The 25,788-nt window shown below is 33.3% G+C and carries 26 protein-coding genes, 1 tRNA gene and 1 riboswitch; of the genes, 15 read left to right on the forward strand and 12 right to left on the reverse strand.

The genetic code is table 11. From position 1 onward, the window contains the following. Nucleotides 1-12: 12 nt before the first annotated feature. The gene (locus TZ01_RS02060) at nucleotides 13-522 is read right to left on the reverse strand and encodes an NTP transferase domain-containing protein (protein ID WP_048101126.1); all 510 of its coding nucleotides are present in this window, start codon (nucleotides 520-522) and stop codon (nucleotides 13-15) included. Between the two features lie 100 nt (nucleotides 523-622). Here TZ01_RS02060 and TZ01_RS02065 point away from each other — a divergent pair, with 100 nt between their 5' ends. Then, nucleotides 623-1,621 (forward strand): NAD(P)/FAD-dependent oxidoreductase, encoded by a 999-nt coding sequence (locus tag TZ01_RS02065; protein WP_048101127.1) that lies wholly within the window; start codon nucleotides 623-625, stop codon nucleotides 1,619-1,621. A gap of 59 nt (nucleotides 1,622-1,680) precedes the next feature. Next, a complete protein-coding gene (locus tag TZ01_RS02070) occupies nucleotides 1,681-2,511 on the forward strand; it encodes a glycosyltransferase family 2 protein (protein WP_048101128.1) in 831 nt (276 codons plus the stop codon). A gap of 7 nt (nucleotides 2,512-2,518) precedes the next feature. On the opposite strand, the gene TZ01_RS02075 is transcribed toward TZ01_RS02070, so the two are convergent. Together TZ01_RS02075 and TZ01_RS02080 are read right to left on the reverse strand one after the other, a co-directional pair. Beyond that, nucleotides 2,519-3,997, reverse strand: a complete 1,479-nt coding sequence (locus TZ01_RS02075; protein ID WP_048101129.1) for an MFS transporter — start codon at nucleotides 3,995-3,997, stop codon at nucleotides 2,519-2,521. Between the two features lie 161 nt (nucleotides 3,998-4,158). Next, entirely contained in the window at nucleotides 4,159-4,887 is a 729-nt protein-coding gene (locus TZ01_RS02080; RefSeq protein ID WP_048101130.1) for a carotenoid biosynthesis protein, read from the reverse strand. A gap of 93 nt (nucleotides 4,888-4,980) precedes the next feature. Between TZ01_RS02080 and TZ01_RS02085 the strand changes: the two genes are divergently transcribed. The 3 genes from TZ01_RS02085 to asd all read left to right on the forward strand — a co-directional run bounded on the left by TZ01_RS02085 (nucleotide 4,981) and on the right by asd (nucleotide 7,671). Beyond that, nucleotides 4,981-5,466: a hypothetical protein gene (locus TZ01_RS02085; RefSeq protein WP_048101131.1), complete on the forward strand. Its 486-nt coding sequence runs from the start codon at nucleotides 4,981-4,983 to the stop codon at nucleotides 5,464-5,466. Between the two features lie 145 nt (nucleotides 5,467-5,611). After that, the gene (locus TZ01_RS02090; protein ID WP_052656682.1) at nucleotides 5,612-6,661 is read left to right on the forward strand and encodes an aspartate kinase; all 1,050 of its coding nucleotides are present in this window, start codon (nucleotides 5,612-5,614) and stop codon (nucleotides 6,659-6,661) included. Continuing rightward, complete coding sequence (gene asd / locus TZ01_RS02095; RefSeq protein WP_048101132.1) at nucleotides 6,646-7,671, forward strand: aspartate-semialdehyde dehydrogenase; 1,026 nt, start codon at nucleotides 6,646-6,648, stop codon at nucleotides 7,669-7,671. Before TZ01_RS02090 ends, asd begins: the two co-directional genes overlap by 16 nt. 14 nt (nucleotides 7,672-7,685) lie before the next feature. On the opposite strand, the gene TZ01_RS02100 is transcribed toward asd, so the two are convergent. From TZ01_RS02100 to TZ01_RS02115, 4 genes are all read right to left on the reverse strand, one after another. Beyond that, entirely contained in the window at nucleotides 7,686-8,318 is a 633-nt protein-coding gene (locus TZ01_RS02100) for an HAD-IB family phosphatase (protein ID WP_052656684.1), read from the reverse strand. 1 nt (nucleotide 8,319) lies between these two features. Next, nucleotides 8,320-9,711, reverse strand: a complete 1,392-nt coding sequence (proS, locus tag TZ01_RS02105) for a proline--tRNA ligase (RefSeq protein WP_048101133.1) — start codon at nucleotides 9,709-9,711, stop codon at nucleotides 8,320-8,322. Between the two features lie 87 nt (nucleotides 9,712-9,798). Then, nucleotides 9,799-11,016, reverse strand: a complete 1,218-nt coding sequence (locus TZ01_RS02110) for an MFS transporter (RefSeq protein ID WP_048101360.1) — start codon at nucleotides 11,014-11,016, stop codon at nucleotides 9,799-9,801. A 22-nt stretch (nucleotides 11,017-11,038) separates the two neighbouring features. Then, nucleotides 11,039-11,140: riboswitch (TPP riboswitch) on the reverse strand. A gap of 80 nt (nucleotides 11,141-11,220) precedes the next feature. After that, nucleotides 11,221-11,958, reverse strand: a complete 738-nt coding sequence (locus TZ01_RS02115) for an enoyl-CoA hydratase/isomerase family protein (protein WP_048101134.1) — start codon at nucleotides 11,956-11,958, stop codon at nucleotides 11,221-11,223. Between the two features lie 82 nt (nucleotides 11,959-12,040). Between TZ01_RS02115 and TZ01_RS02120 the strand changes: the two genes are divergently transcribed. Both TZ01_RS02120 and TZ01_RS02125 read left to right on the forward strand, forming a co-directional pair. Beyond that, nucleotides 12,041-13,033, forward strand: coding sequence for a cobalt-precorrin 5A hydrolase (locus TZ01_RS02120; protein WP_048101135.1), 993 nt, complete (start codon nucleotides 12,041-12,043; stop codon nucleotides 13,031-13,033). After that, entirely contained in the window at nucleotides 13,020-14,363 is a 1,344-nt protein-coding gene (locus TZ01_RS02125; RefSeq protein WP_048101136.1) for a cobyrinate a,c-diamide synthase, read from the forward strand. Before TZ01_RS02120 ends, TZ01_RS02125 begins: the two co-directional genes overlap by 14 nt. Before the next feature lie 5 nt (nucleotides 14,364-14,368). Here the strand turns inward: TZ01_RS02125 and thrC are convergent, their stop codons facing one another. The 4 genes from thrC to TZ01_RS02145 form a co-directional block, all read right to left on the reverse strand. Then, nucleotides 14,369-15,535, reverse strand: coding sequence for a threonine synthase (gene thrC / locus TZ01_RS02130; RefSeq protein WP_048101137.1), 1,167 nt, complete (start codon nucleotides 15,533-15,535; stop codon nucleotides 14,369-14,371). 81 nt (nucleotides 15,536-15,616) lie between these two features. Further along, complete coding sequence (locus TZ01_RS02135) at nucleotides 15,617-15,784, reverse strand: preprotein translocase subunit Sec61beta (protein ID WP_048101138.1); 168 nt, start codon at nucleotides 15,782-15,784, stop codon at nucleotides 15,617-15,619. 54 nt (nucleotides 15,785-15,838) lie between these two features. Continuing rightward, nucleotides 15,839-16,813, reverse strand: a complete 975-nt coding sequence (locus TZ01_RS02140; RefSeq protein ID WP_048101139.1) for a mevalonate-3-kinase — start codon at nucleotides 16,811-16,813, stop codon at nucleotides 15,839-15,841. Nucleotides 16,814-16,874: 61 nt separating this feature from the next. Then, nucleotides 16,875-17,753, reverse strand: a complete 879-nt coding sequence (locus tag TZ01_RS02145) for a DMT family transporter (RefSeq protein WP_048101140.1) — start codon at nucleotides 17,751-17,753, stop codon at nucleotides 16,875-16,877. Between the two features lie 125 nt (nucleotides 17,754-17,878). Here TZ01_RS02145 and TZ01_RS02150 point away from each other — a divergent pair, with 125 nt between their 5' ends. From TZ01_RS02150 to TZ01_RS09135, 4 genes are all read left to right on the forward strand, one after another. Continuing rightward, a complete protein-coding gene (locus TZ01_RS02150) occupies nucleotides 17,879-19,981 on the forward strand; it encodes a hypothetical protein (protein WP_048101141.1) in 2,103 nt (700 codons plus the stop codon). 52 nt (nucleotides 19,982-20,033) lie between these two features. Then, nucleotides 20,034-21,173 (forward strand): M20 family metallopeptidase, encoded by a 1,140-nt coding sequence (locus TZ01_RS02155; RefSeq protein ID WP_048101142.1) that lies wholly within the window; start codon nucleotides 20,034-20,036, stop codon nucleotides 21,171-21,173. A gap of 46 nt (nucleotides 21,174-21,219) precedes the next feature. Beyond that, the gene (locus TZ01_RS02160; protein ID WP_048101143.1) at nucleotides 21,220-21,429 is read left to right on the forward strand and encodes a hypothetical protein; all 210 of its coding nucleotides are present in this window, start codon (nucleotides 21,220-21,222) and stop codon (nucleotides 21,427-21,429) included. A 237-nt stretch (nucleotides 21,430-21,666) separates the two neighbouring features. After that, nucleotides 21,667-22,173, forward strand: a complete 507-nt coding sequence (locus TZ01_RS09135; protein WP_082180420.1) for a PadR family transcriptional regulator — start codon at nucleotides 21,667-21,669, stop codon at nucleotides 22,171-22,173. 21 nt (nucleotides 22,174-22,194) lie between these two features. Here the strand turns inward: TZ01_RS09135 and TZ01_RS02170 are convergent, their stop codons facing one another. Then, nucleotides 22,195-22,527 (reverse strand): PadR family transcriptional regulator, encoded by a 333-nt coding sequence (locus TZ01_RS02170; protein WP_048101144.1) that lies wholly within the window; start codon nucleotides 22,525-22,527, stop codon nucleotides 22,195-22,197. 68 nt (nucleotides 22,528-22,595) lie between these two features. Here TZ01_RS02170 and TZ01_RS02175 point away from each other — a divergent pair, with 68 nt between their 5' ends. From TZ01_RS02175 to TZ01_RS02190, 4 genes are all read left to right on the forward strand, one after another. Further along, a complete protein-coding gene (locus tag TZ01_RS02175) occupies nucleotides 22,596-23,774 on the forward strand; it encodes an MFS transporter (RefSeq protein ID WP_048101145.1) in 1,179 nt (392 codons plus the stop codon). 44 nt (nucleotides 23,775-23,818) lie between these two features. After that, nucleotides 23,819-25,204, forward strand: a complete 1,386-nt coding sequence (locus TZ01_RS02180) for an MFS transporter (protein WP_048101146.1) — start codon at nucleotides 23,819-23,821, stop codon at nucleotides 25,202-25,204. Nucleotides 25,205-25,289: 85 nt separating this feature from the next. Beyond that, nucleotides 25,290-25,366: transfer RNA gene (locus tag TZ01_RS02185), tRNA-Arg, on the forward strand. 58 nt (nucleotides 25,367-25,424) lie between these two features. Then, nucleotides 25,425-25,787 carry a hypothetical protein gene (locus tag TZ01_RS02190; RefSeq protein ID WP_048101147.1) on the forward strand — a complete coding sequence of 121 codons (363 nt, stop codon included), beginning with the start codon at nucleotides 25,425-25,427 and terminating at the stop codon, nucleotides 25,785-25,787. Nucleotide 25,788 lies beyond the last annotated feature (1 nt).

Consider the following 25,788-nt stretch of genomic DNA (forward strand, 5'->3'; position numbering starts at 1 on the left):
ATTTATGCTATTTCAATGCATATTTTTATAATATTCTTTGGCCATTTTATAATCATATTCTGTATTAATATTAAAAAATGAGTTGGAATTAAAATTTATATTCTCATATGCCAGCTCTGCATCATTTAAATATTCATAAAAAATGGAAATGCCTGAAAGCTCATTATTTATTAGCATATTCAATATTCCGGTCTTATAATTTTTTGATTTTTCAATAAAGGATTTCAAAAGTTCCTTATCTATTAAAATATCTGCAGGAAGAACAATGACGGGCAGTTTTAATGAATTTATTGAGGTTTTAAGATCCATGGCATAATCACCGGTTCCATTTATTATATTTATATCCCCAATTTCATTTAAAAAAACCGTTTCCGGCCCGGTACATACATTTATATTTAGACCAAGGGATTTAATAATTTTTAATAATCTAATGATAATGGCCTCTCCATTGATCATAAGAAGCATTTTTTTAGGATTACCAATTCTTTTTCCCATACCACCAGCCATTATCAGCGCTTCCATAGGGTCACATATTTTTATCCGATAATAAACTTTTTAAATTTAAGAAAAATATGCATTGACCTTTGCAATAATATAATATATAATTTTTTTATGCAATAACATGGGCAATGGAATTTACATTCTTGGCATGGGCCTTTCCGGAATTTATGCGAAAATGGCAAATAAATCAGCCATTTCTATTGATAAAAGTAGGTTTATTGATATACCAACAAGGTACATATATATTTTAAATGGATATGAAAATGATTATGCACGAAAAGAAAGGCGGGTTGATATACTGGATGATATAAAAAATGTTGATTTTAAAAACAGGGAAATTAAGGGATTAAATAAAACATACACGTATGACAAATTAATAATTGCACTTGGGCACTCACAGGCCTATGAAAATATTGATGGATATGAGAACATGATTAAACTTGAATCCTCCAAGGATGCAGATTTATTAAAAAATAGACTTGAAAATAGTAATAACGTTGTAATAATAGGTGGTGGTTATCTTGGCGTTGAACTTGCTGGCATCATCAAGGGTAAAAAAATAAACCTGATAAATTCCGGAAAACATCTTCTCAATGGTATTAACATAAATGCCTCCAATTATATAAAAAGCAAACTTGAAAATATGGGTGTAAACATTATTATGAATGAAAGGGTGATGCATGTTACCAGAGATAGGGTTATTACTAATAATTCTGAAATTTTGGCAGACACTGTTATTTATGCTGGTGGAATAACCGGAAATAAAATCATAAAAACTTTTGATATAAAACAGGAAAATTCAAGAATTATTGTTAATAATAAACTAAGGTCTGTTGAATATGATGATGTTTATGCCTGCGGGGATTCAATGAAAATAATGAATTTAAACGTACCACTGACAGCGTTTATGGCCAGAAAATCTGGTGAGATTTCCATGAAAAATGCCATGGGAAATGATCTGGAGTTTAAATATACAGCATCCGGGAATATCATAAACATAGGTGGTGAATTATTGCTTATAAAATCCAATAAATTCCAGAAAAATGGTATTATAAAAATTATCAAGAATTATGTAAACAAAAAAACAGACAAAACAATTAAAAAATTAAACAATAATTAATTTTTATTTATTAATAAGGAAAAAAGAAAAAGTTATAATTAAATTATACTTATTATCTTATGCCATCCATTTCAGTACTGCTTTTTGCATATAATAGAAAGGATTTTTTAAAAGATTCACTTAATTCTCTTGCATCACAAAAATTTAAAGATTTTGAGGTTATTTTAATATCAAACTTTAGTTTTGATTTAAGCAATTATACTAATTTAAATGTCAGACAAATTATTACAGATGGAATAATTGGAAATTACATTTACCTGGGAATTAAAAATGCAGGTTCGGATATTATTGTTTTCATGGACGATGATGACATATTCCTTCCTGAAAAGCTTGAATTTATTTATAATGAATTTTCCAGCAAAAATATTGGGTATATCCACAATAATTCATTGTTTTTTTCCGGTAACATTAAAAATGCATCTTACAGGCAGCTGGGAAGAAAACCAGATTTTAATATGTCATCAATTTCTGTAAATAAGAACATATTAATGAGATATCTTGAACAAATAAAAAAAGTTTCAGCTGCACAGGACACTTTTATTTATTTATGTGCATTAGATAATTCGTGCAATATTTTGAACACCAGTACCGTGCTCACATATTACAGGGAGCATCAGAAAAATACCTCAAGAAATAATTACTGTTCATGGTTAAAATTATATCTCAATAATATTGTGTATTTTCAAAATATTTTTGATTCCAGAAGACCTAAAAAGCATTTAAAGAGGATATATGTAATAACCCGATTTACTATATTTTCCAGAGGTTTCGATAAGACCCCACCGGAGTTTATATACTGGATTTACCTTTTATTTTTTGGGTTTTATTCTGTTAGACCCCTACTTGTTTTAAGATCATTTTTAAAATATTTTAAACTTACAATAAAATAATAAAAATTTATTTTTGCCCAGCGGCTGGTTCAGGGACATTTTCATCCTCCTTTTTTATTTCAGGTTTATAGTGCCTTAATTCAAATAGATTTGTGTGCCTGAACATTGATGATATTTCCTCAACTGAGAGGTTTTTGGTCTCAGGCATAATGTAAAATAAAGTTACAACTGCAATTACAGAAACAAAAGCAAAAATTATAACAGAATAGCCAAGGCCGAGTACGGATTTCATGTAAGGAAATATCTCATCAACAACAAAACTTGTGGTCCAGTCTATTAATGCAACAATGGCGGCAAAAAACCCTCTTGATGCAGTTGGAAAATATTCCCCCTGAATCAGCCATGCAACAACTCCACCACCTATTCCAAAGAATATTAAATAACCTGCAAGGCCGAATAATAAGCCTATATCAACATGCATTAAGTATAATATACCACCAATGAAATCACTTGCACCCATGCCTATAAATCCTATTAATGCAAGTTTGCGCCTGCCAACCCTGTCTATTGCAGCCATGCCATAATATGTTGCCACCAGCATTATTGCCACAAGTATGGCTGTTGCGCCAATTGAATATGCATCCGATATAACCTTATTTGTTACGGATGGGAATATGGGAAGCCCGGATATTATGTAAGGCCCGTAAATTAATGGTATATTAACACCGTTGGCTATATAAAATATCATAAATAGACCTGAAATTAAAAGTGCTCTCTTCGCCCCAGAGTCTACCTTTCTTGATCTTTTTTCCTGTGCCTGAAGTCTCTCAAATGTATAATTAAGATCCTGATCATTGACGTCAATACCAAATTTCTTTAAGGTTTCTCCAGCCTTGTCAAATTTCCTGTTCAGAATTAACCATCTGGGTGATTCCGGCATTTTCACCCTGATTATTAGTGCAATTATCGCGGGTATAATGGCAAGTCCCAGTATAATTCTCCAGTCAACAGTATGGGCCAATGCTGGTATTTCCAGAAATATAATCATTGCAACCAGAAAGGACAGAAATATCCCGAGTATTATCATATACTGCTGCATGGCACCTGACCTGCCCCTCCTAGATTTTGGTGTGAATTCACTTATGTAAGCTGTTGCAACGGCAGAATCAGCACCTATGGCAAAACCAACGACGGTTCTGGCAATCATGAGCATAACAACGTTTATGGTGATAATTGATAAAAATATACCAAGAGCATAAACAGCTATATCTGCAATTAAGAAAAACTTCCTGCCATACCTGTCTGTAAGAAATGCTGCGGTAATTGCACCTATGGCAGCGCCAAGCAGCGCCCCCGAGGCTATGTATCCAACAACAAAGGCAGAGGCGTGTGGATTATAATAGGGTATATAAATTAATACAGATCCTATATCTGATTGATCATAGCCATACAGAAAACCACCAAGGGTTGCCATTAGCACAAGGCTTAAATAGAAACTTTTTAGTTCTGGATTCTCTTTATCTAAATCATGTAGCAAATTTTTCATAAAAATCTTTATATACAATCTATATTTAAATATTACTTTACAATGTGTATTTTCAAGTTGTTTGTATAAAAATATTTATAAATATATTAATATAATAAATAAACCTTATATTATTCGAACAAAAACTTTAAATTATTTACTTGAAAGATACGATATAAAAATTACATCTTTTGAGACATCAATATTTTTTTATTTATAGAGAACTGTATAATTAAGAATATTATTAAAATTATGGTGAACATAATTGTTGATACTACTGCCAGCTTTAAAAGCCCAGATACTGCATCCTCAAGAGCCTGAAAATATCCAAATAATACATAAAATAACATGCCATTGATGCTTATCCTGTATTTATTAAATTTTATGAAAATTCCAATAACCGCCATAATTATTAATGAGGCAGCAAACCATCCGGCAAAATTTGATAAGGGAACGCCAAAATATATGCCGGGTTTTATCCAGTGCCATAAATGCAGTGAAAACCGTGGATCGAATGATAGGTCCAATATAACCATTAAAAATGGTACCGAATACAGTCTAAAATTACCTGCAATTCCTGCAAAATAAATAATTGAAACCCAAAAAAGAGGTATTGCATATGGAACTCCATATATCCTGGGCCCAAGCAATGATGTATAATAGTATCTTCCAAAGGGATAACCCGAATTAACTCCTATTATTTCTATTAATAATGATGTAAAGTAACCCAAAAAAATAAATTTAATTGTGTTTTTTGAACCAAGATAATTTAATGAATGGTAAATATATATAAATATAAAAACGATTTCATATATAATTGCAAGTTCATAAATATGGGAATACTCGTATATTAAAAGCATAATAATGCCGAAAATTAGATATGTATATACAGCCTTCCAGCATCTTTCCATTATTTTATAATGGCAGAATAGAATTTTAATATTTTTTTTAATTCAATATTTAAATCATAATATTTTTATAAAAATATATTCTAAAGTGTTTAAATGAATCTATCATATTTAATAATTATAATATTCGTCTTATTTATAGCCATAAGAAGAATGTATTCCGGTTTAAATGGCAGAAAATTCAGGGCATCAAGGATTTTTTCCCTACCATTAATTTATGCAATTTTGCTTCTATTCTCACTTGAGGGAATTTATTCAAATTTAGATTACACAATTCTTGTTCTTGTCCTAATATTTCCAGGAATACTATTTGGCCTGAGGCTTGGAGATAACATTGAATTTTTTTATAGAAATAACAGATTGTATTATAAAAGGTCGCAGGCAATAATGGCATTCTGGCTTGCATCATTTATTGCCAGAATATTTCTTTTCCTGTTATATCCATTAAATATCCTTGCAGGATTTATTATCGATTTAATACTGGCATTTACACTTGGACTTATAATAGGCGAATCATTAACATTGTACAGCAGGTACCGGGAATTTTTAAATTCAAACAGGGATTTAAATGGGGGGCAATAATTTTTTAAAACCATCCCCTGGGAGGCCATTTTATTGGATTAAAAATTAACAATTTTAAATAAATAATTACTCACAATCATTTGAATATAAAGGTATTTCCTAAATATTAAATATTACATGCATATACAGTTATGAAAGTGATAATATGCACGTTGTAAAAGTTGGTGGCTCAATACTTAAGGGCAGTGATGATCTAGCCCTTATAAGAAACAAAATAGAGGCCTGTGAAAAATGCATTATTGTCACTTCCGCCATGCGGAACGTGACGAATAATCTAATAGAAGCTATTAATACAAGGAACACAGGTATTATTGACACAATTTTTACAAGGCATATGGAGCTTATGAATAACTTCTATGATAAAGATTCATATTTCAATTTATTAGCGTTTAAGAATGATGTGCTTAACAATCTCTTGCGCCCTGATACGCCTGAAAACCGTGATTTAATCCTGTCATACGGAGAAAAAATGGCCGTTATGGTATTATATTCATATCTAAAGCACCACGGCCTTGATGTTGATTATTATATAGAGCCATTTATAGTAACAGATGATAATTTTGGTGATGCCTCATGTCTTTATAAATATACGGAGGAAAATTTAAAAAACATGGAGTTTAAACATAAAATAACTATAGTACCTGGATTTACCGGAAAAACCCTTTCAGGAAAGGTTACAACCCTTGGTCGGGGTGGCAGTGATTACACTGCTGTATTGCTTGGCAGATTTCTACATTGCAGTGTCAGATTAATAACTGATGTTCCAGGCATAATGACATATGACCCCAAGGTCTTTCCCGACGCAAGAACATTGCCAGAGGTGTCAATTAAAGAGGCCATAAAAATGTCCTATGTGGGGGTTAAAAATTTTAATTATAAAACATTCAGTCCTGCAATAGATTCAGATATAGAGATAACAATAGAAAGCCTTTATGAGGAGGGTAAAACAGTAATAACACATAATGAAATAAAAACAATAAAATGCATAGCATTAACAGGTACATACGGGAATAAAAATATGCTGGTATTCATAGGCCATGGCCTTTCTGAGGTTGACACAAGCTCGCAGATATTAAATGCCATAGGTAAAACCCATTTATATCACCTTGACGACACATCATTATCAGTAATAATGGATGAGGATCTTGAGAAAAATAAAAGATATCTTTCAGAGGTTCCATTATGGACAAAATAAAAGTATCAATACTTGGATCAACCGGTGTTGTTGGTCAGAAAATGTTAAGAATACTTGAAAATCACCCATACATAGATGTTGTTAACCTCTCGGCATCAAGATCAAAGATCGGAAAAAAATATTCAGAATCAGTGGCATGGGTTGAACCCGGGGATATACCAGAAAGGTTCAGGGATATGAAAATGGTTTCAACAGACCCGGAGGACCATAAAAATGTGGATTATGTTTTATCAGCACTCCCGCCTGAGGTTGCAGAGGATATAGAGATAAAATTGATAAAAAACGGAATTAATGTAATATCAAATGCGTCTCCATTTAGAATGGCAGAGAACATACCATTAATTAATCCTGAATTAAATTATCAGCATCTGGAACTGCTTGAAAAAATGGATACAAAATTTGTGAAAAACCCAAACTGCACATCCACTATAATGTCCATGCCCATGGTTGAGGTTTTAAGGCATGATTACAAAAAAATTACACTGTCGACACTTCAGGCAGTCAGCGGTGCCGGATTCACAGGACTTTCATATATGTCCATAGATGATAATATAATACCGTATATACATGGGGAGGAGGAAAAAATACCTGCAGAAATATCAAAAATGTTTGGCTTTGTAAGCAATAATAAAATAATAAACAGGGAACTTAACATGTATGTAACATCTGTTAGGGTGCCTGTTAAGGTTGGGCATATGGGCATAATGAATATTGAATTTAACGATGATATTGATATTGAAAACTTTAAAAATTCATTAAGGAATTTCACACCACTAAAAAAATTTAAAAATCTCTACACTGCACCCAAAAACCCTGTTATTATACATGATGAGGAAAACAGGCCGCAGCATAAGATGGATCTAAGCAATGGTATGGAAATACATGTTGGCAGGCTGGAATATAAAAATAAAAACCTGCGCATGGTAATACTCGGTGATAATCTTGTCAGGGGTGCAGCAGGTATAACGGTGCTCACACTTGAAACAATGAATGAAATGGGTGTTGCGTAAAATTTAATAAAATTTTATAAATAATTTAATAATTCCCCAAGGTTATTTATCACAGCAAAGGCATTTTCATTTAATATTTTATCATCAGAATTAATTGAAAGAAATCTATCAGTGGAGACAAGCATTGAGTAATCACCGGCAGAATCACCAACTGACAAAGTTTCCTTTTTATCTATTCCACTGGCCCTTATAATTTTATTTATAACTATATCCTTTCTGTCCGGGATTACACTAATCCTTCCGGCAGGGATTATATATCCATTATCATCAGTTAGTATTTCATTTGCATATACATAATTAATTCCATATTTTGCCCCTATTTTTTCAGCAAGCCATGAAATTCCACCGGACACTATTGCTGTTTTTACAGACATCTTCCTTAAGGATGACATTACATTGTCAAAGCAATTCCTTATTTTTATCTCATCAAGTATGTTTATTATGGTCGATTTTTTAATTTTACCAAACTTTGCCATCCACATTTTAATATCCAGCTCGAAGAACTCATCATATGAAATTTTTCCATCCATGTACATTTTATAATTCTGGGAATTGTCAACACCAAGCCTGGAATGCACATAATGCCAGCTGCTCTTCTCCCTTGTAATCACACCATCCATATCAAAAAATACCATTTTTGTTTTCATACTAATATGTCCTTGAAAACATTGATAATTTTCCATCCCTTCCGCATACTATGCATTTTCCTGATGTTTTATCATTGTAAATATTGCCAAGTGCAGCCTTTTCTGTAAGCGCCTCTATCTTATCAGAGCATTCTTTTGATCCGCACCAGTAGGCCCTAACCATATACTCATTTTTCATGTCATCAATGGATTTTGCCATGTGGATGTTATCATTAAAAAATTTTAATGAATGACTCTTAATATCATCATTTACTGTTTTAAGATAATTTTCAACATCCCTAAGGTTCTGTCTTGATATCTTAATCTTCTTCTTCTGTGTTCTAAGTGATAATGTTATCATATTTTCATTATATTCCCTGCTGCCAATCTCAATTCTTAGTGGAACGCCCTTCATTTCCCAATCATTATACTTGTATCCAGGTGTATAATCGCGTTCATCAATATCAACCCTGTAACCCATATTCTTCAGGTCATCCATTATTGTTCTGGAGTATTCAAGAATTTTATCATATATTTCACCGGGAATTGGCACTATAATTATCTGAACAGGTGCAATCCTGTATGGAAGTATTAAACCCTTATCGTCACCGTGAATTCCAATAACTGCTGCAAGCAATCTTTCACTGAGACCGAATGTTGTCTGTGAAACATATTTAAGATCGCCATTCTCATCAAGATATTTAATATTGTAATTTCTGGCAAAGTTTTCGCCATACTCGTGAATTGTGCCAACCTGCAGGGACCTGTATCCCGGCATTGGCGTATCAAAGGCTATTGAATATTTTGCACCGGGAAATTTATCCCATTCAGGCCTTACATCCAGTGAATATTCAAGGCATAGTTCTGATGCAATTTTTTTCCATATATCAAGATATTCATTCATCTGTTTTTCAGCATCATTATAATCTTTATGCGCGGTATGTGCCTCATAAAAATGTATTTCCCTGACACGTATAAATGCCCTTGTGTGCTTTGTTTCATACCTGTAAACACTAACTATCTGATAAATTTTAAATGGCAAATCAGTATGTGACCTTATCCATAAAGGAAACATTGTATACATTGCGGATTCACTGGTTGGTCTCAGGGCCAGATCCACATCAAGTGTGTCCTTACCACCCTTTGTAACCCAGTAAATTTCATTTTCAAATCCCTTAACATGCTCGAATTCAACCTCAAGCTGCTTTCTGGATATAAGTACTGGAAAGCTTACCTCCTGGAATTTTTTTTCATCTGAATATTTTCTAATGATATCATCAATTAAATGCATTATTTTTAGCCCATAGGGCATCCATATATTCATTCCCTTAATTTCATACCTTTTATCGGTAAGCCCGGCGAGCTCAATAATTTCATTGTACCATTCACTGAAATTCTCTTTTTTGTTTTCCATTTTACCTGTTATAATTTATGATTATATATTGTTTTTGTGCAGTTTTAATCCTGTTATTATAAAAATGGTAAATAAAAAATATTTATGTTAATAATTTATATCAACATTCTTTGTTTCTATGCCATGCACATACCACGTTGCCGCACCTACAGCACCAAGACCCCAGAGGAATACATTCAGGAGTATAAACTGTGAAAGGCTGAAGGAACTTGTGGCATAAACAAGAATTGGATAAACAATCATTGGGCCAAGCCTTACCGTGCCTATAAAGGTTCCGCGCATTTTTGTTGGAAATAATTCAGGTTCAAGGGTGGTTCTGGAAGCCCATCCAAACTCGCTCATCATCATATTTATGAACAGTAACGGAAAGAATACATATAAATTCCTAAGATATGGCACAAGGATGTATATTAAAACTGTGCTTGCAAAGCCAATAGAATATGAGTAAAGTGTAAAAAATTTCCTTCCAGATGAAATCAGTGGTGCTGCTATAAATCCGGCTGCAGAGGCACCAACAAGTGCAACAAAAATAATCATGTTATCGGTGTATGCCCCCGGGAATTCATATGGGCCAATAATATACGCCATAAGTCCAAATGTGGTATATTGGGATATTGCAATGGATAATAGAACAAAAAAGCTTAACCTGTAGGATGGTTTTTTCTGTTTTATCCCTTCAGTATCTATATAAAGCTCCGATTTCTGCATTTCGGATTCCCTTTCCATGCCACGGGATTCAAGCCATTTATATGATTCTGGAAGCCTTATTCTTGCGAAAACCATTATTATTATTAAGACTGCTGCGGAGCTTAATAAAATAATCCTGTCATATAAAGTATTTGAGGTTATCAGGAACATACCCGCAATTAATGCGCTTCCAATATTGTCAAAATCAGCTATTATTGTAAGCCATTTGGCACGTTGTGATACAGGGGAATCCTCAGATATAAGGGATAATGAAGGTATTTCCTCACCACCAACTCCAAACTCGGCTATCATTAAACCTATGGCAAGTGGAATAAATGTATAGCTTAATGAAATTATTACTATTCCAGCACTGTATAGTACCATTGTTATTATGAATATTTTTTTCCTTCCAAGTATGTCCGACAGAATCCCCATTAAGAAGTTGCCGAATGGAACAAATATTGGCCCAATCAAAAGCACGAATACCTTAAGCGATTTTGGAAGAACACCAATGATTGACCCTGAGGCTGCCAGTGGTCCTAATGTGCCGACAATCCCCCAAAATGTTAACCCAGACGAGCTGGAAAGAAGCATGTATTTCTGCTTCTGGGTTAACATAAATTCCACCATTTTTTAAAATACACAACCATAGCCATCTCCCTCCGCCGGTTCTGACCGGATCAGGTTCCACGGGTCGATCCCAATCCTCTCAGCCAATTTAATGGCTCCCCGGTAAAAAATAAATATATATATAATATATAAATGTTTCCAATATTAATTAATTATGCCATACCCCTTAATTCAGGGATTTTAAAATTGTAATTATTTTTTATTGAAAAATTCATTAATTTTTTTTCTTGTCTCTCCAGACGAAAATAGGAGGCCAAATAATGATGCCTCGTAATCCATGTCAATGTTAATTGAATTCATAAATGATTTATTTACAGCCCTTTTTGCAAATATAACAGTTTCTATAGGTTTTTTGGCAATCATGCTGGCAATCCTTAACGCCTCATTGTGTGCATCATCTGATATAATGTCAACAAGGCCAAAATTATAAGCTGTCTGTGCATCTATTTTCTCTCCGGTCAGTATCATGTAAAGTGCCCGGTTTCTGCCTATGACATGGGGAAGTATTACATTGCCACCGGCACCTGCGTTTACACCGATGTTTATTTCAGGCTGGCCCAGCTGGGCATTTTTACTGCACACCCTTATATCAGTGGATAATGAAAGTTCAAGGCCGCCACCAAGCACATAGCCATTTAAAACAGATATAACAGGAACATTATAATCTCTAAAATAAAATGCAAGTTCGTTTAATTTTCTATGGAAGGAATATGCATCAATTGGGTTTAAATCCCTGAACTGTTTTATATCTGCACCAGCTGAAAAATTCCTTTTACCCTCAATTATAACACACCTTGCGGTATCCTTTACCTCCTCCATGGCATTTTTTATATCATTGACCATGTCCAAGGTAAGGGTATTAAGCTTTTCCTCACGTTTAAAATAAATTATGGAAACATCGCCTGATACCAAATCTATGTTGTTATACATGAATATTTATAGCAAGAGTTACTTATATATTTTTTTATCAGGTCAATAAAAATGCATATTAACCAGATATTAATAATCGCATGTGGATTGCAGTAAAACGGCTATTGTATGTGCATCAATAAGCGGTATTAGGGTTGCAGATATAATTAATAATCACATGCATGCTAACGTTTATGTTCCATGCAGGTTAAAATATCCTGGGGATTTTCATTGTTATGATGATATTAAAAAGGAAATAAAATCCATATTCAATAATTATGATTGCATTATTATGGTTATGGCACTTGGTGCTGCCATAAGAATTATTGCGCCATTTTTAAGGAGTAAGTTTAACGATCCAAGAATCATATCTGTGGATGATAATGGAAAATTTTCAATCAGCATGATATCCGGACATCGCGGCGCAAATGACCTTGCATTATATGTTTCCGGCCTGCTTGGAGGTGAGGCAGTAATTACAACAGCATCAGAGATTTCCGGTGTAATGTCTCCGGAGGTTATTGCATATAAATACGGAATGAAAATAATGAATAAATCAAGAATTAAATATGTAACCTCTGAAATAATAAATAATGGCGGTTTTAGGCTAATAAACAGAACAGGCATCCATATAAACATTTCTGGGTCTGGGGGGAAAAATTACGGGATTATAATCACATATATTAAGGAGAAAAGCACAAATTTTGTCGTTATGGTTCCAAAAGTTCTTGTAATAGGAATAGGCTTCTCAACGTATGCAAATTTTAATTCACTTAAGGACCATATTAAATTTGTTTTTAAGCAAAAAGGATTTTATATTTCATCGGTTTATGCCATTGCAACAATAGATATAAAGTCAGATAACGATGATATTAAAAAAATTGCAAAATGGCTTAATGCCAGAATTTTCTTCTTTGATAATAATACATTAAATAAATATTCTTCCTACAGGTCTGAAACAGTTTATAAGTATACCGGTGCCTATTCTGTTGCCAATGCCGCCGCAAGGGCGGCATCAAATAATGGCAATGAGATTATACGTGCAGAAAAGTTTAAGGATGCTGTAATATCGGTGTTTGAATATGAAAATAAATAGCATTATTGTGGCTGCACCATCCAGTGGGTCTGGTAAAACAACCGTTTCAATGGGATTAATATACGCACTTAAAAAACTGGGATACAGCGTAAAGGCATTTAAAATTGGCCCGGATTATATTGATTCCGGATACCAGTCATTTGTTTCAGGAAATCCATCAGATAATCTGGATTCATGGATGGGATCAAGATCCATTGTAAGGGACATTTTTTTCAGGAAATCACAGGGTTATGATATTTCCATAATAGAGGGCGTCATGGGGCTCTATGATGGCAAGGATTATAATTCAATACGTGGCAGCACAGCCGAAATAGCTTCAATACTAAAAATTCCTGTTATTATTGTTATAGATATATCATCAATGGCCAGAACTGCAGCGTCAATCATAAACGGACTTAAATCCCAGGCCAGGGGTTTCAGGATAGCCGGGGTAATCTTAAACAGGGCGGGAAGTGATTATCACTGCTTAATTGTTAAAAAGGCAATAGAGTCATTATCAAATGTAAAGGTTCTTGGATGTATTAAAAAAAATAATGATTTAAGTTTAAGTTCAAGGCATCTGGGGCTTATTCCATATATAGAGGGTTACAGGAATAAGGATTATCTGGAATCACTTGGCAATGAAATTATAAAATCTGTGGATTTAAATTCTGTTCTTTCAATATCTAAAAAATCTCATTCAGGTAATTATAATGTAAAAGAAAGAAAGAACAGAAATATTAAAGTCTCCATAGGCGTGGCATATGACCGCGCGTTTAATTTTTATTATGATGAAAATCTAAAACTGCTTGAGCATTATGGTGCAGAAATAAAATATTTTAGCCCCATGGAGTCAGAAAATATCCCAGACGTGGATGGTATTTACATAGGCGGCGGATTCCCTGAGGTTTATGCCAGCGATCTGGAAAAAAATAAAACTGTATTAAAGGAAATTAAAAAGCTTGGTAATGATGGCATGCCAATTTTTGCAGAATGTGGAGGCTACATGTATTTATCAAAGTCAATAGAATATAATAATCAGAGGCATTTCATGGCCGGCATAATAGACTCTGATATTTATATGGATAAACTTGTTCTTGGATACCGCACTGTTGAATCATTATCGGACAACATACTCTTTAAAAAGGGTTATAAAATACGGGGTCATGAATTCCACTATTCAAAAATAAAATACAATGTGGAAAATAATTATGCCTATAATACCAGTTCAGGTCCGGATGGCTTTTATACCGAAAATATTCTGGCAGGATATTCACACCTTTACTTCCCGTCAAATAAAAAAATTCCTGAAAGATTTGTATCATCGTGCCATAAATATCATAAAAGGTAATAAGATCAGGACATTACCTGATCTATTGTAAGCATGTTAATTTGAACGTCCGTATTTAATTCTTTAAGCAGATTCCCTGTAAGTATGCCCACAACAGTATCTGATGCGTCAAGAAACCCCTTTTCCCGAAGTTTTTTAACACCTGCAAGTGATGTTGCCGATGCTGATTCGCAGCCAATACCCGCACGGTCTATAATTTTCTTTGCCTCAAGTATTTCAGCATCGCTTACCCTTTCAACAATGCCATGTGAGAATTCTATGGACCTTTTTGCCTTAATATAATTCACCGGATTTCCTATTTTTATGGCACTTGCAACCGTTTCCGCCCTTACGGGGTGAAGTGTTTCCTCATGGTTGTTTATGTAATTGTAGAACGGGCTTGCCCCCTCGGCCTGCACCGCTATAAGCCTTGGAACATAATCTATCATATCCATTTCCCTCATTTCTATGAGTGCCTTCCCAAATGCTGATGTGTTCCCAAGATTTCCTGCAGGAAATGATATAAAATCAGGCCTCATTTTTTCCATTATTTCATATATGATTGTCTTCTGGCCCTCAATTCTCCATGGATTAAGGGAGTTCAAAACATAAAAATCAGATCTTTTTTTTAGTGTTTCCCGGAGGTTGGACATGGCAGTATCAAAATCACCATCTATGTTTACTATGTTTGCACCATAAGAATATGCCTGAAGCAGTTTATTTTTTGATATCTTTTTGCTTGGTATAAACACATAGCTGTCTATTCCGGCATATGCGCTGTAGCTTGCTGCAGATGCGGATGTATTGCCTGTTGAGGCGCATAATGTTTTTTTAAAGCCCTGCCTTATTGCCTCAGAAACTGCAACTGTCATACCACGGTCCTTAAATGAACCTGTTGGATTTTCACCCTCATGTTTCATATAAATATTTTTAATTCCCGAGTATTCGGATAATTTCAGATGGTGATAGATATTTGTATCGCCCTCCATTTTTGTAATAATTTGATTGTTATTAAGCCCGGGGTGAACAATTTCTTTATATTTCCAGACACCTTTCATGGACGTTATTTTAAAATTTGTAATATCTCTCTGGATAACATCTAGAATATTACCACATTTATCACAAATATAGCTATTTCTATCAATTTGATACTCACTGCCGCAAACAGGGCATTTTAATATAGAATATGGCATCTAAGGGTTAATATTTATAAATATAAAATAGTTTTGCATTGCTATTAATATTATCTATTTAAATGCTTAAAATATTCAAATTTAAACGGGCCAGAATACCCTTGCAAGCTCAACTATAACTGCCATGGCAATTGCTATGTATATTATAAGCTTTGGATCAAGAGCTGGACCCTTAATCTCCTCCTCATTAAAGTAACGTATTAAACCTGCCCCAGACTGAAAATTTTCATTCTGGTTATCCTTAGCCATAGTTTTATAAGTAATTGATGGGATTTAAATTTTTCTAATTTAATTTTTAGTGTTTCAAAAATTCCTTGAAATTACCTCGGGTGGACCTGCAACTTTTAGAAACACGGGGTTTGCATTAAAGTTTTTCGCCTCATCAGCCACCTTATTCATATTTTTCTTTTCAACAGCCACAAATACATTGGTACCACCGGTTACTATATATGCGTTCCAGAAGTTATTCTTCAGCTCCTTTACACGTTCAATGAAATTTTTCATTTCTCCTGTTATAATATGGACACCAACATCGTTTAAAAGTCTGTGGTAATCATTAGTATCATTCTCTGCCAGTTCAAAGATCTTTTTTATATCCCTTTCCTGAGCCAATTTCTCAAGTTCCTTTGCCTTTTTTTCAGAATTTTTTACCCTCTCCGGGTATTCTGGATGTTTAATTATATTTTTATGTATAACATCCGACGGTTGCCTATTATCACTGAAGTGGCATCCCACAATAACATAATCATCAAATGCATCTGCATCCAGAATATGGTCTGTGAGTGATTCCTTTCCATTTGCATGATTAATTGTTAGTCCTCCATATAGGCTTCTGCCTGCACTTTCTGATATTTTTTGCAGATCATTTTCGAATGTAAATATGTTTATATTGTATTCAAAAATGGATTCTATGCATATACCTATGGCCGCAGCGCCGGCATCCGAACTCCCACTCAGAACATTAACATTCTCTGATATAAATGATATATTCATATCATCATCCTCACCGGCACGCATTAAAATCTCATGTTTGTACTTATCTATTACCCTAAATGGTGATCTTTCAGAATTCACATCAATATCCTTGCCATTTACGATTCCCTTTTTATTTTTTGATATATATAAATCAGTTTTAACATATATTTCATTATTTAGTCCGGTATAGGCTATTCCGGCTGTAGTATGCAATGGCAGTCTGTTTATTTCATCTGAAACGCCACCCAGAAGTATTATGCCTATTGTTGGATATGCCCTTGCCTCAACATATTTTGTATCCATGCGACCTAATTGTCTTCAAATTTAAAGTATTTTCGTAATATATTTTTAAATTTTATTTAAATCAGTTCTTTGTTGAAATTATTACTGATATTATGATTAATGCAAAGCCAATGTACTGAACAGGTTTTAAAAAAATATCTAAAAACGCTGATGATGTAATGGCGGCCATAAATGGCTCCATCGTCGCAGCGATGGATGTTTTTGTGGAGCTTATTTTTTCTCTGGATGAAATTACCAGCCAGAAAGAAAGTGCAGTGCCAATAATCCCAATAAAGAGAATAAGTGAAATAACACCAATAAATTCCGCTTTTATATACGAATCGAACAAATACATTTTATTTAATGAAAATGGAAGCGTCACTATTCCACCAATTAAAAGTGCATAGCCTATTGATGAGCTGCTACCATTTTTTGAGATTACATTACCGGACATTATTATGTATGCTGCAGCAGTTACAGCTGAGATCATTCCAAAAATAATACCGTAAATATTAATTAAAATATTTTTATCGCTAAATGGAAAACCAGAAATAAGTTCAATTAAACCAAATATTGCAAAGGCCGTCGAAATAATTATATATCTATCAACCCGAATAATTTTTTTAAAAATTTCATAAATGAAAATAATTGGCAGAAAAAGGTACTGTATAAGCGTTGCTGTTGCTGCATTTGTATATTTTATTGTTTCAATATATGAAATCTGTACGGGCATAAGACCGGCGAAGGTAAATACCAGAAAATTTTTTACATCCTTCCTTGGTATCCCTGCCCTGAATATTATTATAATAAAAATGCCACCTATTAACATGCGTAGAGATGACAATAATATGGCGCTGAAATGATACCTTATGAATAATGCAGATGAGGCCGTGCCCGAGAATCCCCAGAAAGAGGATCCAACCAATGCGTAAAGAAACCATTTCCCAGTTTTGCTGGACATACCGGTCAATTTCAACAATATATAAAAACTATTATTATGTCCATGTTCATTATTTTTTTAATATTTACAGAAATTATTATAATTTTTAAAACAAATATTTATATAAAGATATAAGTTTTATATTTATGGGAAAACTTTTGGGCTTAATCGCCGGTGGTATCGGTGTGGTCATGCTTTCATATTATATGGTATCACCGCTTTACTCACCACTGATAAACCTTCTTGGTCCATATCTTGGATATGGTCTCCCACTATTATTGGGCATCATTGGTCTCCTCGCAGGAAATCCCATACATTATTATGCAATAATGATAAGCTGGATTATAATAGGCATTATTGTTGGAATCAGCACAAGAAAAGGGCTCAGGGCCATGGGCACATCCATTTTATTGTATTCTTTAACATTTTCCTTTATGATCCTTGTGCTTATATCAGTTCTTGACATAACATCATATACCTCTGCAATTCCTGATATAACAGGCAGGGTGGAGAGAATATTATCCATATTACCAAATATGATTCCATACAATGTTAATTTAATAGATATAAAGAATGAACCACTAATTTCAACAATTTACAGCATAATTATTGCAGCAATAGGAAAAAATAATGCTGTGGCTTTAAATCCAGAAACAAGCATTTATGGTTCCTCAGGCATTTTTAACTACTCACTTGTATATCCTATTATAATTAATATTATAGAGAACCTGGCAATTGTTATTCTGGTTTCAGGTGTTATCGCCTCACTGTTTAAAAAAAGGCATAAAGGGATGGCCAGGGCTGAGGCCATAATTGTTGTAATTATAACATTAATTGTTATCTCATCATTTTTTGTAATTCCTGCCGGTATAAACCATGCAAATACAGAGGCAAATTCGGCTAATAATCTAAATAATGTGGGTATTCAGGCATCTATTAACATTATTACAGAGAATGGATCATTAATAAACACGGTGATTCTTGCCCAGAACAGTACTAATATTAATTCAAATATTATTCTTGCAGCATCCATATTAAGCAATAATCTTACATACATCTCAAATTCTATAGTACATCTGCCAATATCAGGGAACCTTAAAAAATTATTATCAATGGTACCATCAGGGCTTTTTGTTGTTGTTTCCAAAAATAATTATACTTTAGGCTCTGATGGAACCTCAGGGATCCTAAAAAACTCTGGAATTATCAATCCGCAGTTACTGCTTGCATACAATTATTCAAAATATAAATTATATGTTTATGGTCAGGATATCAATGAATCAAAATATATTAAAAATGTTATTAATAACTACAATTCTAATTTATCAATGTATAATATAATAAAAAAATATGATTCAGAAAATTTCAGGTCATCAGCCTTGATATATGGTTATGGCAATTATTCCCTACTTTTGGGTGGGAATAAAACCAGTGATAATGAAAGGTTTTTGGCCGGACTATTTGAAAATCCCAGTGTATTCCATTCCTCCGGTAAATATCATAAAATAAATATGTCAGATATAATTGGTTATAATTCCACAATTAATTTTAATGGGACTGTATCTGCCATTGGTGTAATTTATCCAGATTCCAGTAATAGTAAAACATCAATAAACTCAATTTTTTATTCAAATAATAAAAATTTTGTTTCTATTCTCAATGAAAGTACAAATACAACATATTATAATACGCAAAATTTTAATCCTGACCAGAGTAATATTTCCTTCAATTATACCTTTCCTGCATACCTGTATTTTAACGTTAAAATCAGTGAGAATAATCATGTGGCCACAGTAATTAATGAGGTTCAAAACCGGGATAACTCGACATTATATTATCTTAATATATCCGAGGATTACTTTATTGAAAATTATGAAAAAACCGGATCATTATCATTAATTTCTGGAAATTCTGATATACATAATATTACACTAAAACCTGGTGAATACTATAATTTTACATATAAGATTAAATTAAATGGGCCTGGAGAATTTGTAATTCCCTATGCCAATATATCATATAATATGGATAACAAATCATTTAATCTTCATTCACAGGAATACCTTATTAAAAGCCCAAATGAAAAATTAATAACTGTTTATAACTCTGCGCTTGGATCATTTTTTAAAATTCTGGGCATTAACATTCTGGCAGAATCAATATTTGCAAATATTACAATCTTCGATTTAATAATCCTTTTGATATTAATTCTTGCCATATTTATTGAAATCAAAAAGAGAAACAGATAATAAAATAATTTTTCTTTAATTATATTTATATATGTTTTAAAATTAATCCCCTATGGAAGTTGAGGATTATATAATATCCATGAGAAGGTATTTTCATGAATATCCCGAGCTTAGCTTTAAGGAATACAAAACTGCAGACAAAATAGAAGAAGAATTAAAAAAAATGGGATTATCACCAAAAAGAATTACAGAAACCGGGATAATCTGTGATATTAGGGGCAATGGAAGTAAAACTGTGGCAATAAGGGCAGACATGGACGCACTGCCTGTACAGGAGGAAAATAACATTGATTACAAATCAAAAAATCCCGGTGTAATGCATGCATGCGGGCATGACACACATATGGCCATGCTTCTTGGCGTGGCAAAAATGTTCACAGAACAAAATAATATACCGGGGACCATAAGGCTTATATTTCAGCCAGCTGAGGAGAACCCCCCCGGCGGAGCTGTTGAAATGATAAAAAATGGTGCCCTTGATGGCGTTGATTACATAATAGGCCAGCACATATGGGGAAACAAGGACATGGGAAAGGCATATATATACTACCATGAAATGATGGCCAATGCAGACCGGTTTGTTATAAAATTAACAGGAAAGGGTGGCCATGGCTCAGCACCACAGGATGCAATAGATGTAATTTATATATCAGGGCATCTCATTGAAATGATCCATAATATTGTTTCCAGAGAAATAGACCCGCAGGAGGCTGCAGTAATTACCATTGGAACCATAAATGCAGGATTCAGGTTTAATGTTATAGCATCCCATGCAGAGCTTACAGGCACTGTCAGGACATTTAATAACGATACACAGGCAAAGATAGAAAGGAGAATAAAAGAAATACTGGAGGGGTTAAAGCTAACATACAGGATAGACTATGAGTATGACTATATAAAAGGTTATCCGGTGCTTATCAACAACGAGGAGGTTTCCAGAATAATAGAAAAAAATGCAGCAGAGGTTCTTGGTCAGGAAAATATTGTTCATCCAAAACCAGATATGGGAGGGGAGGATTTTGCATATTACCTTCAGAAGGTTCCGGGTGCATACTATTTCCTTGGTGGAGGAAATAGGGAAAAGGGCATATATTCCCCAAACCATAGTCCCACTTTTAATGTGGATGAAAGGTCTTTAAAATATGGAGCAATGATATTAAAGAAATCTGCTGAGGATTTATTAAAAAAATGATTAAAATTTAAATAAAAAATATTAATCATAATGAAATCACTGTATAATGTCAGTAAATAATGTAAAAAAAATAATCGGTTTAAATATTGGCATTGGTGTAATCACCGTTGTATACGTTACATATGTACTTTTAAATTTTAAATACTATTTAAAAAATGCCCTATTTTTTGATATAATAGCAATAATACTTGGATTCATGTTTGCATTTACCATGGCACTCTGGGTGGTTAAAATGCCAAAATCCGGGTCAAGTTAATGTATAAAATAAAACAATTAATTAATAATATTATAATAAAATAATAACCGCATAATTTTTCCAGTTATAATTATAAGCCACTGGCACTCATTTGATGTATGCTTAAAATCGTATTTAATTCAGATTTTTATAAATTTTTTAAGACCCCATTTGCCTTTATGTAATTAATGCATAACTTTATATATCTGTTATAGATATCTATATTAGATATCACTAAAAGATATCTGGAGGGTAAAAATGTATAATAGATACAGACACGGAATGGGAAATAATGAAAATATGCACGGGATGAATAATGGATGTGGCCACATGCACGGCATGGAGAGCAGAAGAGGATTTGGACTTAAATACTGGATATTAACAATAGCATCAGAAAGTAAGGTTACAGGATCAGAAATAACAGAAAAAATAGCAAAAATAACCGATGGAAGATGGGTGCCATCTCCCGGAATAATATACCCAATGCTTAAAAATCTTTATGACCTTAAATATCTTGAAATGGAAGAAAGAGACGGAAAGAAATATTATTATATTACAGATTCCGGAAGGGAATTTTTAAATAATTCCTGGTTTCCATGGAAAAAACAGGTTGAATTTAGCTTAAAGGGCAATGAAAACTCAGTGGTTTTGGACAAAATTGAAAATAATATACAGTACCTTGCTGATAACAGGGATAGGCTGACATCGGATGAAAAGCTCAGACTGGAAAAAATAAAAAATAATATTGAAAAAATATTATTCTAATTTTTATAAATTTTTTAATATTTATGTGATTTTGGGTATCTCACTTATCAGATATTTTATAATCATGGATACCGTATTTAATGGTTCAAGATGGAATTTTAAAAACTTTTTCCCATCGGGTGTTATCTCATAAATTTTTGATATACGTCCATTATTATTTTTTTTAACTGTAAATTTAATAAAATTTCTATTTTCTAAATTATGCAGAAGTGTATATATTGTTCCAGTTGGAAGTGGTGTGTTTATCATTGAATTTATCTCCTTTTCTATTGCATATCCATACATTGGTTTTTTTGATATCTGGGTTAAAATTAGGAGGTTTATGGTTCCCTTTAATATTAGCTCATTTCTCATATTTATGTATTCATTTAACAGATAAATTATTTATAGATAATTGACTTATTGTATATGATGATATTAAAATGGAAAATAAATTAAAATATTCATCTCAGGCCTATTTAATTTATTCAATATTTATAATTGTTTTGCTTACACTTGCCGTAAGGGCCTCAAATAATATGATGATGACCACCATATCATTATTTGCAAAATATGACCTGTATTTTAATCAGGTTGAGGTTGGCCTAACAGAATCGGTAATGGCACTGGCAACATTTATTACCACTGCAATAATTAACACACATTTAAGTGCTTTTCCCAGGAGGGTACTTTTCATTGCATCAAATATTACATTTACCATAATTCTGGCTGTAATGGAATTTTCCAATAATATATCTGTATGGATATTTATATTTGTTGCAGGATTTGCCTTTGGTGCAATAATGCCAAATATAATCACATCCGCCGGTTCATCTGGTGATAAGAAGGTTAGGGAAAGAATTCTGGGAATTTACACACTCGCACTAAGTGTGAGCCTTATAGCAGGTCCTGCCTATGAATCATACATATTAAATTTTGAACCCCTAAGGTATATATTCCTGTATTTTGTTCCATTCGGCATTGTGGCCTCGGTTTTTTCCTTTTTTATTAAATTTCCGGATGAAAATATCGAGAAGAACCATAAAAAAATAAATGTGTTTGGCGAGCCAGGGTTTAAGGTTGCGGTTTATGCAATTTTAGCATACAATATTGTATTCGCACTTCTTATTACCTTTGGTGGAATATATGCAAAATCCGTTTTAGGATTTTCCTACTCGCAGGTAACATTACTATTTACCGGATTTTTTATTATTTCTTTCTCATCAAGGCTTTTTTATTCAATAAAAACTCCTGAAAACCTTTGGCATTATATAGCCATTGCAATGCTGGTCACACTCACAGGAATAATAGCAATATTCTTCAGTAAATTTGCAATCATATATATAATAGCATATCTAATGCTTGGAATACCCCACGGTGTAACATATCCATTATCTATAGTATCAATAAGCAGAACATTTGATATGTCGAGCAGAAATGTGGCAAATAGCTATTTCTTTTCAGTAATGATGCTTATAGGTATAATCACCCCATCTGTGGGGGGTTTTATAAACAATCTGATAGGCTTTAGGAACATGTTTATAATTCTTGTGCCGGTCATAATATATCTTATAATAGCCTCATACTTCAATATTAAGAGAGTTAACAAAAATATACATTAATTTTTATTTGTTATTTATTTATATTAATATAACATTAGCATGAGATGAATAGGTACTATGTTCTCCTTGTGACCACCCTAAGCACACTCATGGCAGCCGTGGATTCCACCATTGTTTATCTTGCACTGCCTGAAATAGGAGAAAACTTTCAAACAAATGTGTCAAATCTCACACTCGTAATAGTAATATACATCATCTCATCAACAGTTATGCTTGCACCGGCCATAGAAATAATTAAAAAATTTGGCAATCGTGAATTCTATATAACCGGATTCTCATTATTTACAGCATCGTCACTTTTTGTCGCATTATCCCCTGGAATAAACTTTATGATCATTTCCAGATTTTTCGAGGGCATCGGTGCCGGGATTATGACGGCAACAGATATACCCATAATTTTAAATGCATTTCCGCAAGAGGAACGTGGACGGGCAGTTGGTATAAATTCAATATCCTGGTCAGTTGGTACACTTATGGGGCCCCTGCTGGGAGGGTTTTTGGTACTTTTTAACTGGAGATATATTTTTTTAATTAATGTTCCTGTTGGCATTCTGGCCATATTTTTTGCATTTAAATTCATAAAGAAAAGCAAAAAATTGAATGAAAAAATTAATTTTACATCGTCCATTGCCATGCTTGTATTTTTGGTACCCCTTATCATTGGCATTTCATTTATAAATATATATTATCTAATAATATCAGCAATTATATTTCCATTCTTTTTTTATGCCCAGTACAGGCGTCCCGTTATATCAAGGAATCTATTAAAAAGCAGGCAGTTTTCATTGATATCCATTGCATCCTTTCTTGAATCATTTGCATTTTTTTCTGTGCTTTACGCCATGAGCATCTACTATGAATCATACCTTGGAATATCATCCCTTGATGCAGGCATACTTATATTTCCATACCCACTTGCATCAATAATATCAAGCCCACTTGGGGGATATCTCTATGATCGTTATGGGCATGGTGAGGTGATAATGAATGCGGGAATACTGCTTGAGGGTGTTAGCATAATGTTTATTGGACTGTATTTAAGCTACATACCCGAGCTCCTTTTTCTTGCCGGCCTTGGTGGATCACTGTTTTGGTCCCCATCCACGACCATGATAACGGATGCAAGAGGTTATTCATACAGAACAGAGGCAAATAACTCATTATTTATTTTAAGAAACATGGGCATGATTATATCAATATCCATGCTTCCTGTATTTATGTTTATTTTTGGTCATTCCGGGCATATAATAAATATATACGATATGGTAAAAGATTCTGCTATTAAGGGGTCAATAAGGTATTATTTGATATTTACTTCCACTGTTGCCCTATCAGGTCTCATTTTCGGCTTCATAAATATAATAAGGCACAGGAACAATAAAACATACTGGAACGAAACAGGATTATATAAAAAGGAGTCCAAACCATGAATTTAATATCTTCATGGCTTAATGAACATATAATATGATTTATGCCAAACCCATTATTTTTATTCCATAAAATAATACACTGAACGGGCCTGTGGGGTAACTAGGACATCCTTACGGCCTTCGAAGCCGAGGATCCGGGTTCAAATCCCGGCAGGCCCGCCAATTATTTTATTCATACCAAAAAATATTTTAAAAAAGCCAAAATTATCAATAGATACAGATGAAAAGTACACTGGAAATTTCAGAAATGGATGAAAAAACACGAAAATCTGAAACAGCATTATATATAAATGAACTTTTGCAGATGAACCAGAATGAGATTGAAAAAATTATGAGGGACATGATTATTGAGATGAGAAAGGCCACAGATGAAAATTATGTAAATTTCTGCATCACCGTTTTTAAGGTTATTTCAGAAATGGATGGGGATAAAATTAGGGATTATCTAAATTTAAGGGTGAAGGCAAACATGGATCTGCCGGAAATGATAAGGGATAGGGATCTAAAAATGATGGAAAAGGCACTTGCAGCGGCACCCGATGATGTTATTCAGAAAATTTCAAAATACATGCCAAATTTTTAAA

Origin of the sequence: Acidiplasma sp. MBA-1, assembly GCF_000949015.1 — an archaeon.
GTDB classification, from domain to species: domain Archaea; phylum Thermoplasmatota; class Thermoplasmata; order Thermoplasmatales; family Thermoplasmataceae; genus Acidiplasma; species Acidiplasma aeolicum.